At 64.5% G+C, this 12,922-nt stretch carries 14 protein-coding genes; 12 read left to right on the plus strand and 2 right to left on the minus strand.

Going from position 1 to position 12,922, the window contains the following annotated elements:
- Positions 1-77 precede the first annotated feature (77 nt).
- Positions 78-1,451 carry an amidohydrolase family protein gene (locus tag OCH7691_RS14945; RefSeq protein WP_085884329.1) on the plus strand — a complete coding sequence of 458 codons (1,374 nt, stop codon included), beginning with the start codon at positions 78-80 and terminating at the stop codon, positions 1,449-1,451.
- 133 nt (positions 1,452-1,584) lie between these two features.
- Here OCH7691_RS14945 and OCH7691_RS14950 read toward each other — a convergent pair whose 3' ends face one another.
- Positions 1,585-2,253, minus strand: coding sequence for a GntR family transcriptional regulator (locus OCH7691_RS14950; protein ID WP_139839715.1), 669 nt, complete (start codon positions 2,251-2,253; stop codon positions 1,585-1,587).
- A gap of 270 nt (positions 2,254-2,523) precedes the next feature.
- Here OCH7691_RS14950 and OCH7691_RS14955 point away from each other — a divergent pair, with 270 nt between their 5' ends.
- The 11 genes from OCH7691_RS14955 to OCH7691_RS15005 all read left to right on the plus strand — a co-directional run bounded on the left by OCH7691_RS14955 (position 2,524) and on the right by OCH7691_RS15005 (position 11,728).
- A complete protein-coding gene (locus tag OCH7691_RS14955) occupies positions 2,524-2,913 on the plus strand; it encodes a cupin domain-containing protein (protein WP_085884494.1) in 390 nt (129 codons plus the stop codon).
- A gap of 35 nt (positions 2,914-2,948) precedes the next feature.
- A complete protein-coding gene (locus OCH7691_RS14960) occupies positions 2,949-3,737 on the plus strand; it encodes a 2OG-Fe(II)-dependent halogenase WelO5 family protein (RefSeq protein ID WP_139839717.1) in 789 nt (262 codons plus the stop codon).
- A 4-nt stretch (positions 3,738-3,741) separates the two neighbouring features.
- Positions 3,742-4,068 carry an NIPSNAP family protein gene (locus tag OCH7691_RS14965; RefSeq protein WP_085884332.1) on the plus strand — a complete coding sequence of 109 codons (327 nt, stop codon included), beginning with the start codon at positions 3,742-3,744 and terminating at the stop codon, positions 4,066-4,068.
- Complete coding sequence (locus tag OCH7691_RS14970; RefSeq protein WP_085884333.1) at positions 4,065-4,811, plus strand: maleate cis-trans isomerase family protein; 747 nt, start codon at positions 4,065-4,067, stop codon at positions 4,809-4,811. Before OCH7691_RS14965 ends, OCH7691_RS14970 begins: the two co-directional genes overlap by 4 nt.
- Before the next feature lie 13 nt (positions 4,812-4,824).
- Complete coding sequence (locus tag OCH7691_RS14975) at positions 4,825-6,039, plus strand: CaiB/BaiF CoA transferase family protein (RefSeq protein WP_085884334.1); 1,215 nt, start codon at positions 4,825-4,827, stop codon at positions 6,037-6,039.
- Positions 6,036-6,959 carry a hydroxymethylglutaryl-CoA lyase gene (locus OCH7691_RS14980; RefSeq protein WP_085884335.1) on the plus strand — a complete coding sequence of 308 codons (924 nt, stop codon included), beginning with the start codon at positions 6,036-6,038 and terminating at the stop codon, positions 6,957-6,959. The genes OCH7691_RS14975 and OCH7691_RS14980 overlap by 4 nt, the downstream gene beginning before the upstream one ends.
- A 17-nt stretch (positions 6,960-6,976) precedes the next feature.
- Positions 6,977-7,606: an N-carbamoylsarcosine amidohydrolase gene (locus OCH7691_RS14985; protein WP_085884336.1), complete on the plus strand. Its 630-nt coding sequence runs from the start codon at positions 6,977-6,979 to the stop codon at positions 7,604-7,606.
- A 35-nt stretch (positions 7,607-7,641) separates the two neighbouring features.
- Positions 7,642-8,232 carry a TRAP transporter small permease subunit gene (locus OCH7691_RS23525; protein WP_085884337.1) on the plus strand — a complete coding sequence of 197 codons (591 nt, stop codon included), beginning with the start codon at positions 7,642-7,644 and terminating at the stop codon, positions 8,230-8,232.
- Positions 8,229-9,518: a TRAP transporter large permease gene (locus OCH7691_RS14995; protein ID WP_217808041.1), complete on the plus strand. Its 1,290-nt coding sequence runs from the start codon at positions 8,229-8,231 to the stop codon at positions 9,516-9,518. The genes OCH7691_RS23525 and OCH7691_RS14995 overlap by 4 nt, the downstream gene beginning before the upstream one ends.
- 59 nt (positions 9,519-9,577) lie before the next feature.
- Complete coding sequence (locus tag OCH7691_RS15000) at positions 9,578-10,600, plus strand: TRAP transporter substrate-binding protein (protein WP_085884495.1); 1,023 nt, start codon at positions 9,578-9,580, stop codon at positions 10,598-10,600.
- 264 nt (positions 10,601-10,864) lie between these two features.
- Positions 10,865-11,728: a universal stress protein gene (locus OCH7691_RS15005; RefSeq protein ID WP_085884339.1), complete on the plus strand. Its 864-nt coding sequence runs from the start codon at positions 10,865-10,867 to the stop codon at positions 11,726-11,728.
- Between the two features lie 91 nt (positions 11,729-11,819).
- Here OCH7691_RS15005 and fghA read toward each other — a convergent pair whose 3' ends face one another.
- Positions 11,820-12,659, minus strand: a complete 840-nt coding sequence (fghA, locus tag OCH7691_RS15010; protein WP_085884340.1) for an S-formylglutathione hydrolase — start codon at positions 12,657-12,659, stop codon at positions 11,820-11,822.
- Between the last annotated feature and the right edge of the window lie 263 nt (positions 12,660-12,922).

The raw sequence follows: 12,922 nt of genomic DNA on the forward strand, positions 1-12,922 counted from the left end.
GGACGGAACCGCCGGCCTGTTTCCGAATATTATCGGCCGGCGTGCCCGATGCCGCCGGCCCCGATGGGAGATGAACGATGACCAGTGACACAGTCGGCTTGCGAGCGAAATGGGTTCTGGCGCGCACCACAGGCAAACCCGAACTCGTCCCGGACGGTACCGTCGTGGTCGAGAACGGCAGGATCGCGGATGTCCTGCGGCCCGGCGACGACGCGGGCGGCCTCGAGATCGTCGAGCTCGACTCGCACATCCTGCTGCCGGGATTCGTCAACGCGCACACCCATTGCCTGAGCACGCCACTGTTCCGCGGCATCTTCGAGGATCGCGCCGGCAGGCAGGACAATGGCGAGGTCATCGCGAAGGTCATGATGCCGCTCGGCGAGATCATCAGCGAGATCGGCGACGACGATATGGTCGAGGCGATCACCAGCCTCGGCATGCTGGAGGCGATCAAGGCCGGATCGACCACGATCGTCGACATGCCGCGCTCCGACCATGATGCGTTCGGTGTCGCGGCCGGCAAGATGGGGCTTCGGGCCTATATCCACCCCTATCTGATTTCCGGATCCGATGGCACCTGGACCCTGGAGCAGTCCGACGGGCAGGACGCCATCGCCGAAGCCGGCATGGCGACCTTCCATCGCTGGCGCGAGCGATTCGACGAAGGGCCGGATGGCCGCGTGCGGATCGGCCTCGGCCCGCATGCGAGCGATACGGTAACCCCCGCCCTGATGCGGGCAATCGCCCGGGCGCGCGACGAGTATGATGCGCCGGTGACCATTCATCTGGCCCAGAGCGCCCGCGAAGGCGAACTGTCCCGCCAGCGCCTTGGGCTGTCGCCGACCGCCTATCTGGAGGCCGTCGGTCTGCTGAAGCAGGAACTCGTCGCGGCGCATTGCCTGTTCGCCGCCGACGACGAACTGACCCTGATGGCCGACCGCGGCGTGACGATTGCGCATTGCCCGCTGTCCTACGCCCGCTCCGGCAAGCTCGCCTCGCGCGCCCGCTTCACCGGCAGCGGCGTGAACACCGTCGTGGCCTGCGACGCGCATGCGCTGGACATCCTGACCGACCTCCGGCTGGCGGCGATCAATTCCAAGTATGACAGCGGGGACCCCGGCGTCGGAACGGCTTGGGAGCTGGTCGAGTGCGCGACCCATGGCGCCGCCGAAGCCCTCGGACGCTCCGATCTCGGTCGGATCCAGAGCGGCGCGACCGCCGACCTGGTCGCGGTCCGGCTAGACCGGGCGCATATCCAGCCGGTCTACGACCCGATCAAGAGCCTCGTGTGGTACTGCACCGGCCGCGATGTCGACATGGTCATGGTCGGCGGCGAGACCCTGGTCCGAGACGGCACCTTCATCCGGACGCAGGAAACCCGCGTCATCGACGCGGCGGCGGACGCCCTCGGGAAAGTGTGGGACCTGGCACGCGAACGCGCGATCATCTGAACCGGGGCGTTCCGCGGGAACGTCCATCGGGGGCGAGCGGTCCCCCGGGAGTCTCACCGCCAATGCGATGCGGCGCGCGCTCCGGCCTGGCAGGCCGTGCCCTGCCCTGTCGGATGCCGGCGGTCGGCGACGATCAGCTGCTCTGCCTGCGATTGCGCCGCATCACTTCGCGCGCCGAAGAAATGTGACATTGCATGACCGCGCGCGCCCAATCCGGATTGCGGGCCCGGAAGGCATCGATCAGTTCCCTGTGATGGTGATGGCTGCGCTGCAATTCTGACGCGGTGTAGCGGCTGAACGTGCTCTGCACGATGGGCACCTTCACCGCGTCCTCCAGCATCCTGACCAGCCGCGGACGGCGGCTCGCCTGCGAAATCAGCTTGTGAAACTCCCTGTTGAAGCGGCTCGTCTCGGACACGCTCCGCTCTTCGAGCTTCACCCCGAGCCGCTCCATGGCAGCCTGGTATTTCTCCATCTCGGCCAGCTCTTCGGGCAGGATGTTCCGCGCGGCGCTCTCGGCGATGCTGCTTTCCACCAGCAACCGGATATCGAAGATCTCCTCGATCTCCTCGCCGCTCCAGCTTCGCACGAATGAACCGCTGTTCGGCTTGAACGACAGGAACCCTTCGGCGACCAGAAGGCGCATCGCCTCGCGAACGGGCGTGCGCGAGGTGCCGAACGTTTCCGCCAGTCCGGTTTCGGTCACGCGTGCGTTCGGCGGCAGGACGCCGGCAGATATCTGCTCCCGCAAGACGGCACAGATGTCATCCGCGGTTGTTCCCACGCCGTTCGACTTTGTCATCGTCTTCACCCTGATCCGACCCACGCCGATCTAACTCACCGCAGCGAATTTTCCCTCTGGGAATTCGCGATTGAACACAATTGAAGAATTCTGCCCGCCATTTTTCGCATAAATTGCCTTGACTGTATACATTTTATCAGGGATCGTTCGAGAAGCTGCCGGCAAGGAAAGCGAGACTTCACCCTAAAGATCATTTCTCCGCGGTCAGGCTGACGCCCCTGGCGAATGGCGCACCCCGCGCGACGGACAGAAGGAAACAGGATGAACGACATGTCACGGGGACTCGAGAAGACGCCCGGCCTCTTCGTTCAGCGCGACGACGTGCAGGCAGAGAAGCTGGACACCGTCGAAGGGGTGAAGGAGCAGGGGCACGTCGAGGTCCGCAAGCTCATGGTCGGCGACGAGATCCTGATGCTGCACGTCTATCGCAAGAAGGGCCTGATCGACCCGGTGCACAAGCACATGGATCACGAATCCACGGGCTATCTGATCAAGGGCAAGCTGAAGCTGGTGATCGACGGCAAGGAGTTCATCGCTACACCTGGCACCGCGTGGCGGCATCCGGTGGGCGTCGATCACTACAGCGAGGCCCTGGAGGATGTCGAGCAGCTCGAGATCAAGTCGCCGCCGCGCAAGACCTGGACGACACTCGAAGACTGATCATGCCGGCCACCAACTCCTACAGGAAGCCAACCATGGCGACGTGGAAAGACTTGCAGGAACAGTCATTGACCAGGGAAAGCCTGAGTGCCCTGCTCGGCAATGAAATCCCTGCGATCCGCATCCGGAACTTCGCGACCGCGGCGGAATGCGAACTCTTCTCGCGGGCGGCCAAGACCGGGAATGTGAAGTATTACAGCGTCAAGAAGAAGATCGGCTACATCGGCCAGGCGCAGTACGAGTATCGGTGGAATCCCGACAAGTCGGAATATTTCGAGGCGGTGCGCGAGGCGCGCAAGGATCTGCATGACGTGCTGTCACGCAGCTTCGATCCCGTACAACGGTTGATGGACAGACTGCGCGCGGTCTACCCGGCCGATGTGGACGTGGCCCGCGAACCCGGGCTCGGCGAATATTATGCGGGCATCATACGGCTGGCCTCGCAAGGGGTCGACCTGCACGCGGATTTCGCTCCGATCAACACGATCGACTATTCGATCAGCAGCATCGACTCCCAGCTCGGCTGGAACTTCTTCGCCGAGGATCCGGGCGCCGGCGGTCTGACGACCGTCCACAACGCGCCCTGGAACCCCGAACGCAAGCCAGGCGAGATCCCGCAGAGCTATGGTCTGGACCATGCCATCGTGGCCGGGGCGCCGACATTCACCTATGCGCCCACTGCCGGTGACGTGGTGATCTTCAACACCCGCAACCCGCACGAAGTCAGTGCCGGCGAACCCGGGGCCGACGAGACGAAAGACCGCGTCTCCATCGGCTCGTTCATCGGTCGACTGCCCGACCGTTCCCTCGTGCTCTGGGCCTGATCCGATGATCGTGGAACAGCGAACCTACACGCTCCGCACTGGCTGCGTGCCCGATTTTGTCGCGTTGGTGCGCGACGAGGGGCTGGCCATCCAGAAGCCCCATCTGGGCTCCCCGCTCGGGTATTTCACCAGCGAGTCCGGCACCCTGAACCAGGTCGTCCACCTGTGGGGCTACGCCAGCGCCGCAGACCGCGAGACGCGCCGCGCGGCGTTGGCCGCCGACCCGGCCTGGCAGGGCTTCGCGCCCCGCGTGCTGCCCCTGATCGAACGCATGGAGAGCCGGATCCTCATTCCAACGGAATTTTCCGCCATCGGGGGAGCAGGCACATGACCGACGCACTGGGCTGGCGCAAGAAATTCGCAGTGCTTGTCCCCTCGACCAACACCTCGGTCCAGCCGGAATTCGACGCGATGCGTCCGGACGGGGTGACCAACCACATCTCGCGTATCCGCATTCCCAACATCCCGCTGACGGACGACGCCGATTTCGAGAAGCTGATCGCGCTGATCGAGACCGCGCAGATGGAAGCGGTTGACAGCGTCATGTCCTGCGAGCCCGACGTGCTGGTGCTAGGAATCTCGGCCGAAACCTTCTGGGACGGCTACGCGGCCAGCAAGCGGCTCAAGGCCGAGCTGGAACAGCATACCGGCCTGCCCGTCGCCATGGGCTCCGACGCCTGCCAGGCGGCGCTGGCCCTCTTCGGAGTGAAGCGGATCGGGGTCATCACCCCCTACCAGCCGGTCGGCGACCGCAATGTAGTGCGCTTCTTCGAGGAGGCCGGTTTCGAAGTGCCCCGTATCGTCGGGCTGAAGTGCCCAAGTCCGGTCGCCATTGCCCATGTCAGCGGCGACCAGCTGAAACGGGCGGCGCATGAGGTCGGCGCGCATGACGACGTGGATGCCGTGGTCCAGGTCGGCACCAACCTGGCGATGGCCGCCCTTGCCCCGGGATTCGAGGCGGAACTCGGCAAGCCCGTCATCGCGATCAACACGGCGATCTACTGGAACGCCCTCCGGCACAACGGAATCAGCGACCGGATGGCGGGCTTCGGGCCGCTTCTGGAACGGCATTGAGGAGACAGAGACGATGAGCGCGCTTTCCGACCTTAGGGTGATCGAAATGGGACAGCTCCTCGCTGGCCCCTTCTGCGGCCAGCTGCTGGCCGATTTCGGCGCCGAGGTGATCAAGATCGAACAGCCGGGAAAGGGCGACCCGATGCGCGACTGGGGCCGCGAGAAGCCGCATGGCAAATCGCTCTGGTGGCCCGTGGTCGCGCGCGGCAAGAAATCGATCGAACTGAACGCGCGGGTGCCTGAAGGGCAGCAGATCATCAAGGACCTGGTCGCCAAGTCCGACATCCTGATCGAGAATTTCCGCCCCGGCACGATGGAGAAATGGGGCCTGGGCTATGACGTCCTCTCCAGGATCAACCCGCGCCTGATCATGATCCGCGTCTCGGGCTACGGCCAGACCGGACCCTATGCGCACAAGGCCGGCTACGGCTCGATCGGCGAAGCGATGGGCGGGCTTCGTCACGTCGTCGGCGATCCCGATCGTGCGCCTTCCCGCACCGGGATCTCCATCGGCGATACCCTCGCCGCGACCTTTGCCTGCCTTGGCGGCATGATGGCGCTGCATGCGCGCGAACGCACCGGCCGTGGCCAGGTCGTGGACAGCGCCATCTACGAGGCGGTGCTGGCGGTGATGGAAAGCCTGGTCACCGAGTACGACAAGACGGGCTATATCCGCGAACGCACCGGGGCAATCCTGCCCAATGTGGCGCCGTCGAACGTCTATCCGACCAAGAGCGGTGTCGACGTGCTGATCGCGGCCAATCAGGACAGCGTCTTCAAGCGCCTCGCCGACGCGATGCAGCGCCCGCAACTGGCCTCCGACCCGCGCTACGCCACCCATGCGGCGCGCGGGCAAAACCAGGAAGAACTGGATGCCCTGATCGCCGACTGGACCGCAACGCTCGAGCGCGAGGAGCTTGCCGCCCTGCTGGACAAGCATGGCGTGCCCAGCGGCGACATCTTCCGTGCCCCGGAAATGCTGGAAGACGCCCATTTCAAGGCGCGCGAGGCGATTGTCCAGATCGTGCATCCGACCTTCGGCAACCTGCGAATGCAGAATGTCGCGCCGAAGCTCTCCGAGACGCCGGGCGGAATTCGCGCCAGCGACCCCGAGCTTGGCCAGCACAATGCCGAGGTCTATGGCGGCCTGCTGGGGCTCGATGCCAAGCGCCTCGCCGACCTCGCCGAACGCGGCATCGTCGGACCGATCGAGGCGGCAGCGGCATGACCATACCTCGCCCCGATACGGTTGAAATCGTCGATGTCAGCGCCCGCGACGGGCTGCAGAGCGACAAGGTGACGGTCTCAACCGAGCAGAAGGTGGAACTGATCCGCCGACTGGCCGACGCCGGCCTTCGCCGGATAGAGGCGACCAGCTTCGTCAACCCGAAGCGCGTGCCGCAGATGGCCGACGCGAGTGCCCTGCTCGAAAGGCTGAGCGGGCTGGAGGGCCTGCGGCTCTCGGCTCTGGTGCTGAACGAGAAAGGTTTCGAGCGGGCGCTGGCCCACGATCTGCACGAGATCACCTACGTGATCCCCCTCACCCGGACCATGGCCGAGCGGAACCAGAATGCCACGCCCGAGGCACTGGTCGAAGGCTGGCGTTCCATTTCCGGACGGGCCGCGGAAGCGAAGCTGTTCCGTTCCGTGACCATTGCCGTCGCCTTCGGATGTCCGTTCGAAGGCCGCGTCGCTTCGCGACAGATAGCCGAACTCGCCGCGCGTATCGCGGATGCCGGGGTCGACGAGATCTCGCTGGCGGACACGATCGGCGTTGCCGTGCCGGCCGAGATCGAGGAGGGCTTCGCCCGCCTGTCCGAGGCTGCACCCGGCCTGCCGATGCGCGCCCATCTGCACAATACCCGGAACACGGGATATGCAAATGCCGACGCCGCGATCCGGACCGGGGTGCGGACGCTGGACGCCAGCCTCGGCGGCCTGGGTGGCTGCCCCTTTGCCCCGGGTGCAACCGGGAACATCGCCATCGAAGACCTTGCCTACATGCTTGACCGGTCGGGCATCCGCAGCGGTCTCGACGCCGCCGCGCTGAGCGCCGCCACGCTCTGGTTCGAGGGTGTGATGGGTCGTCGACTGCCCGGCCATCTCGCGCATGTCGGCCCCGCGCCGACGCCGCGACAGGCCGCCTGAGAGGAGGAGAACCCGCAATGAACGACCGCGATGACAACTACAGCGGAGTCTTCGACGGGGTCGTCGGGTTCGGGACACGCCCGGCCGTCCTGGTGATCGATTTCATCAAGGCCTACACCACCCCCGGCGCACCGCTTTACGCCGCCGACGTGCAACCCGCCGCCGAAGCGACCGCCCCCCTGCTGGAAGAGGCGCGCCGGACCGGGGTTCCGGTGATCTATACCAGGGTCCTCTACCATCCCACCCTTCTCGACGGCGGGCTCTTCGTCCGCAAGGTTCCCGCGCTTCAGGCCCTGGTCCCGGGCGAGCCCCTTGCCGACATCGTCGAGGCCGTCACGCCGAAGGCGGGTGACGTGGTGCTGGTCAAGAATTACGCCAGCGCCTTCTTCGGCACCTCTCTCGCCGCGACCCTGACGACGCTCGGGATCGACACGCTGATTCTGACCGGCTGTTCGACCAGCGGCTGCGTGCGCGCCACGGCGGTAGACGGACTGCAGCACGGCTACCGCGTGGTGGTGCCGCGCGAATGCGTGGCTGACCGGCACCCTGACCCCCATGAAGCCAACCTTTTCGACATCAACGCGAAATACGGCGACGTGATGTCGCTCACGGACGTACTGGCCCAGGTAAGGAACGCAGCGGCCTAGACGTACCGACAAGCCCAAGCGGAGGCACAAGCAGCATGACAGCACCGCGGTTCGAGCAGCGAATACAGAGCAGCACCTCCTTGGTGGCCCGGGCCGGCGGGGGCATAGTCTTCGTGATCGCGCTCCTGGTCTGCGGCGACATCTTCTCCCGCAACATCCTGAACAGGATCGTCTTTCACTCCTTCGAGCTCGCCAATTACCTTTTTGCCATTTCGGCCGCATTCGGCATGGCCTATGCGCTGGTGAAGCGGGTCCACATCAGGATCGACGTGCTGCATGGCCGCTTCCCGGGCCCGTTGCGACGCGCGATCGACTTCCTGGCGCTTCTGAGCACCACCGCCGTCGCGGCGCTCTTCGCCTACAAGGGCTGGGACCTGGCTGTCGGCAACATCGCCCGGGGCGTGACGGCGAATTCGACGCTCGGCATGCCGATCGGCTATCCGCAGGCCGCATGGGCGCTCGGTCTCAGTTTCTTCGCACTCATCGCCTTCGCACTCACCATCCGCCACCTGCTGCTCCTGATCGCACGCCAGACGGCCCGGGCCGACGTCATCGGCAGCATCGGCAGCGACATGCCGACGGAAGCACGGCGCGAGAAGCCCGCCAATGCCGAGGTAACACCTTGATTGTCGCGACGACGGGAATTCTCTTCGGACTGATCGCGATCGGGCTTCCGGTGGCGGTGGTGCTGGTCGTCACGGCGCTGTCCCTGGATCATTTCTATTCCTTCTTCCCGCTCCTGCCGGGCATGGGGGACATCCTCTGGGGGGCCTTCAGCAATTTCACCCTGATCGCCGTACCGCTTTTCATCATGACCGGCGAAATCCTGCTGCGATCGGGTATCGCGCAGGACATGTTCGCGGGCGTAGACCTCTGGGTGCGCCGCATTCCCGGCGGACTCCTGCACACCAATATCGCCTCCTCCGCCCTCTTCGCCGCCACCTCGGGCTCGAGCGTGGCAACGGCGGCGACGATCGGCACCGTGGCGATGCTCCAGATGGAACGCGGCGGTTACAAGCCACCGCTTTTCCTGGGCTCGATCGCTGCCGGCGGGACACTCGGCATCCTGATCCCGCCTTCGATCAACATGATCATCTACGGGGTGCTGGCCGAAGTCTCGATCACCCGGCTCTACCTTGCCGGACTGGTCCCCGGAGTGCTTCTCGCGCTGCTCTTTTCGGGCATGATCTTTGTCGCCTTCCTGGCATTCCCGTCGCTCGGCCGTGGCGAACACGGCAGGGTCAGCTGGGCGAAACGGCTGGCGGGCCTGCGCGGCCTGCTGCCTCCGGCAGTGCTTTTCCTGCTGATGGTCGGGTCCATCTATGTCGGTATCGCCACGCCGACCGAGGCCGCGGCCATGGGTGTCCTCGGCGCCGTCGCCATGGTCGCGATCAAGGGGCGGCTGACCTGGCAACTGCTGGGCGAGGTCTTCGAAAGCACCATGCGGGTAACCTGCATGGTCATGTTCATTGTCGCCGCCGCCGTGTTGCTGAACTTCGTTCTGGTCGGCATCGGGATGACCGGAGAACTGGCCAGGTTCGTCGCCGGTCTCGACGTGTCTCCATTGACGGTCATGCTGGCCCTGGTCGCCATCTACCTGCTGCTCGGCTGTTTCATGGAAACGCTGTCACTGATGATCGCGACGACACCCATTGTCGTGCCGATCATCACCCAGCTGGGATACGACCCGCTGTGGTTCGGTGTGCTGTTCATGATCCTGATCGAGGCGGCCCTGATCACCCCGCCGATCGGGGTGAACCTCTTCGTCGTCCAGTCGGTCCGCAGCAGCGGCTCCTTCAGCGACGTGGCGCTCGGCGCGCTGCCCTTCCTGCTCATGATGATCGTCATGATCGGTTTGCTTTTGGCCTTCCCGACCCTGGCAACCTGGTTGCCGGGTGTGATGCGTAACTAACGAGAAACGAACCCAACCAACAAGGAGAGAAGCAGATGCCCAGACACACAGCCTTGCTGATGGCCGCCGCCGGCTATCTCGTCATGAGCGGGACCGCCTATGCCGCGGACCTGCCGAAAACCACCATCAATGTCGTCGGCAACCTCGGCATCACCACACAGAGCAAGAAGCTCGAAGCACCTTTCTGGAACAAGGAGGTGACCGAGAAGTCCAACGGCGCGATCACCGCGAACTTCCGGCCCTGGAACGAGATGGGTCTGAAGGGATCGGAGGTGTTCAAGCTGCTCTCCCAGGGTGTGATGAACATCGCCACGGCCCAGCTTGGCCATCACAGCGGTGCGGACCCGATCATCGACGGCAACGATCTCGCCGGCCTTTCGGACAACTTCGAACAATTCCATGCCGTGTCGGACGCCTATTTTCCGGTTCTTCAGAAATATTATCGCGAGAACCTCGGTTTGCATCTGATCACCATGCAATCGTTCCAGGACCAGGTGCTCTACTGCCGCGACGACATCACCAGTCTCAAGGACCTTGCCGGCCGTCGAATCCGCGGCTCGGGGGCGTCCCAGGCCGATTTCGTCGGCTATTTCGGCGCGACTCCGGTCGATGTTTCCTTCGGCGAGGTGCAGCCCGCGCTGGAGCAGGGTGTGCTTGATTGTGCGATCACCGGCACGCTCGGCGGCTACACCGCCAAATGGCACGAATCCGCCAAGTATCTCTACACCCTGCCGCTGAACTTCGGCGCCGGCGCGACCATTGCGAACGCCGAGTGGTGGGACGGTCTCGCACCCGAGGTGCGCGACTTCCTGACCACCGAGATCGAGGCACTCTCCGACAGAATGTGGGCACAGAACGCCGAGGAAGACATCATCGGAACCCAATGCAACACCAGCGGACCCTGCCCCTTCGGCGATCCCGCGGGCATGGCCCTCGTGGAGCCCAGCGAGCAGGACGTCGCATTGCGGCGTGAAGCCCTGAACAACGCCGTACTGCCCGGATGGATCAAGCGTTGCGGCGACATCTGCAAGACCGCCTTCAACGACAATCTCTCGTCCCTGACGGGTCTGACCATCAAGTAGGGCCATCCGGTCCCGCGACAGCACAAGGACACGTCCTTTCACGGACGGGTCCCCGAGACGACAGGGCGTGCGCCGGCCAGGCGGGCGCCCTGTTCGTTCCAGGCTTTCAATTTCGACGCCAACGCACCGATCCTTGGCGACCGCCACGTCGTCCACGACGTCGCCGGTCCTCTGAACTTCTTAGGTCCGCTACATGTCTGGCGCAATTGCTTGAGCACGACCCCATATGCTGGGAATATCGGGTTCACTCAGATGGGATAGCAGATGCAGCGCATTCTCCTGGCGACGGACTTTTCCGAGCGCTCCGATCGAGCGGCCCGGCGGGCGACGCTCCTGGCGAAGACGACCGGCGCTTCCCTGGCTCTCGTGCATGTCGTCGATGACGACAGGCCAAAGCGGATCTTCGAGGCAGAACAACGGGCCGCCGAGGCCCTGCTCGCGGAACAGGCGCGGTCCTTCCGGGAAATCGACGGACTGTCCTGCACCTCCCGGATCGTCATGGGCGATCCGTTCGAGGGCATAGCAGCGGCAGTGCGCGAGACCGATGCCGACCTCCTGGTTGTCGGGCCACACCGTCGGCAGGTGCTGAGAGACGTGTTTATCGGCACCACCGCGGAGCGCACCATTCGTGCCAGCGAACGGCCTGTCCTGATGGCGAACGGGGTCCCCGCGGGCCCCTACCGGCATGTACTTGTCGCCGTCGACCTGTCCGAATGCTCAGCCACAGCGATACGCGCGCTGCAGAAACTCGGGCTTGGATCGAAATGCGTCGTTTCCGTGGTTCATATTTTCGATGCTCCCGCGGCCAGCCTGATGGTCCGTGCGTCCTCGACCAAGGAGGGGATCAGGAACTATCTGGAAGACGAGAAAGAACGGGTTTCCGGCGAACTGGCGGCATTCCTGAATGACATCGGCCTGAAGCCTAAGCGGCGGATCCTGAAGCACAACGAAACGTCGATTGCGCACACCATCGCCGCGACGGTTCGCGAGGCAAATGCCGACCTTGTGGTTGTCGGCACGGTCGGCCGCACGGGCGTCGCAAAGGTGCTGTTGGGCAGTGTGGCGGAAAAGGTCTTGCGACGGGCAGACTTCGACATACTGGCAGTACCGCCCGTTCGCGAAACCTAGAACCGATGAAACGATATCGGTTCCTCATTCAGAGCGCCGAGATCGAGTTGCCGATACCCGCCCCTTCCCGGATCGCCGCGATGTCCCGGCGTCAGCCGGTCAGATGCTGGCTGTGAAACCGCAGGTGATCGTCGATGAAGCTGGCGATAAAGTAATAGCTGTGGTCGTAGCCATCGCGGTAGTTGATCGTCAATGGATGGCCGCTTGACCGCGCCGCCATCTCGAGTGCTTCCGGCCTCAGCTGCTTCTCCAGGAATTCGTCGGCCTTGCCCTGGTCCACAAGTGCCGGAACAAACGCTGTTGCCTTGCGCATCAGCATGCTCGCGTCATAGTCGGCCCATGCGCGCGTATCCTTTCCCAGATAGGCAGCGAACGCTTTCTCGCCCCAAGGGCAGTCGACCGGATTGCTGATCGGGCTGAAGGCCGACACCGACCTGAAGCGGTCGGGATTGCGCAGGGCGAGGACCAGCGCCCCGTGGCCGCCCATCGAATGGCCCGCTATGGAGCGCTTGTCACTGACCGGGAAACTCGCCTCGACAAGCTGCGGCAGTTCCGTCAGCACGTAGTCGTACATCCGGTAGTGGCGATCCCAGGGTGCCTGCGTTGCGTTGACGTAGAACCCCGCCCCCTGGCCGAGATCGTAACCGTCGGCATCGGCCACGCCTTCGCCGCGCGGGCTGGTGTCCGGGGCCACGATCGCAATTCCAAGCGCGGCCGCCGTGCGTTGCGCCCCGGCCTTGTGCATGAAATTCTCGTCGGTGCAGGTCAGCCCGGACAGCCAGTAGAGCACTGGCACCCTTTGTCCCTTATCGGTCTGCGGCGGCAGATAGATCGCAAACCGCATGTCGCAGTTCAGCGTGGTTGAACGGTGGACGAAGTGCTTGGTCCAGCCGTCAAAGCTCTTGTTCACCGTCGTGTTTTCGAGCGACATGCCCCTGCCTTTGGTTCGTATGCGTTGGATATGCCGCGCCGGGCGCGGCCTCATGGTCAGTTTAACCGAGGATGCGGGACGCTGCGCGCACGCTTTCGCCTTGGCAATCAGCTTTCCAGCAATCGGCGGGACAGGGACAGAACGGCTGCCGCCCCACCGAGGACCGCCACGGCAGGCGTCAGGGACAGGAGAACGCCCGGCGCCAGGGAGGAAGCCATCCGCCGGCCCGGCGCGGCATTCCTCCGCGTCGGCCCCTCGCCCCG

Source organism: Oceanibacterium hippocampi (assembly GCF_900172325.1).
Classification (GTDB): domain Bacteria; phylum Pseudomonadota; class Alphaproteobacteria; order Sneathiellales; family Sneathiellaceae; genus Oceanibacterium; species Oceanibacterium hippocampi.

Excerpts from the sequence above, each read along its gene's own strand:
- OCH7691_RS14965 (WP_085884332.1), top strand. The coding sequence starts at position 3,742 with ATGATCGTGGAACAGCGAACCTACACGCTCCGCACTGGCTGCGTGCCC.
- OCH7691_RS14970 (WP_085884333.1), top strand. The coding sequence starts at position 4,065 with ATGACCGACGCACTGGGCTGGCGCAAGAAATTCGCAGTGCTTGTCCCC.
- OCH7691_RS14980 (WP_085884335.1), top strand. The coding sequence starts at position 6,036 with ATGACCATACCTCGCCCCGATACGGTTGAAATCGTCGATGTCAGCGCC.
- OCH7691_RS14985 (WP_085884336.1), top strand. The coding sequence starts at position 6,977 with ATGAACGACCGCGATGACAACTACAGCGGAGTCTTCGACGGGGTCGTC.
- OCH7691_RS14955 (WP_085884494.1), top strand. The coding sequence starts at position 2,524 with ATGTCACGGGGACTCGAGAAGACGCCCGGCCTCTTCGTTCAGCGCGAC.
- OCH7691_RS14960 (WP_139839717.1), top strand. The coding sequence starts at position 2,949 with ATGGCGACGTGGAAAGACTTGCAGGAACAGTCATTGACCAGGGAAAGC.
- fghA (WP_085884340.1), bottom strand. The coding sequence starts at position 12,659 with ATGTCGCTCGAAAACACGACGGTGAACAAGAGCTTTGACGGCTGGACC.
- OCH7691_RS23525 (WP_085884337.1), top strand. The coding sequence starts at position 7,642 with ATGACAGCACCGCGGTTCGAGCAGCGAATACAGAGCAGCACCTCCTTG.
- OCH7691_RS15000 (WP_085884495.1), top strand. The coding sequence starts at position 9,578 with ATGGCCGCCGCCGGCTATCTCGTCATGAGCGGGACCGCCTATGCCGCG.
- OCH7691_RS14950 (WP_139839715.1), bottom strand. The coding sequence starts at position 2,253 with ATGACAAAGTCGAACGGCGTGGGAACAACCGCGGATGACATCTGTGCC.
- OCH7691_RS14945 (WP_085884329.1), top strand. The coding sequence starts at position 78 with ATGACCAGTGACACAGTCGGCTTGCGAGCGAAATGGGTTCTGGCGCGC.
- OCH7691_RS15005 (WP_085884339.1), top strand. The coding sequence starts at position 10,865 with ATGCAGCGCATTCTCCTGGCGACGGACTTTTCCGAGCGCTCCGATCGA.
- OCH7691_RS14975 (WP_085884334.1), top strand. The coding sequence starts at position 4,825 with ATGAGCGCGCTTTCCGACCTTAGGGTGATCGAAATGGGACAGCTCCTC.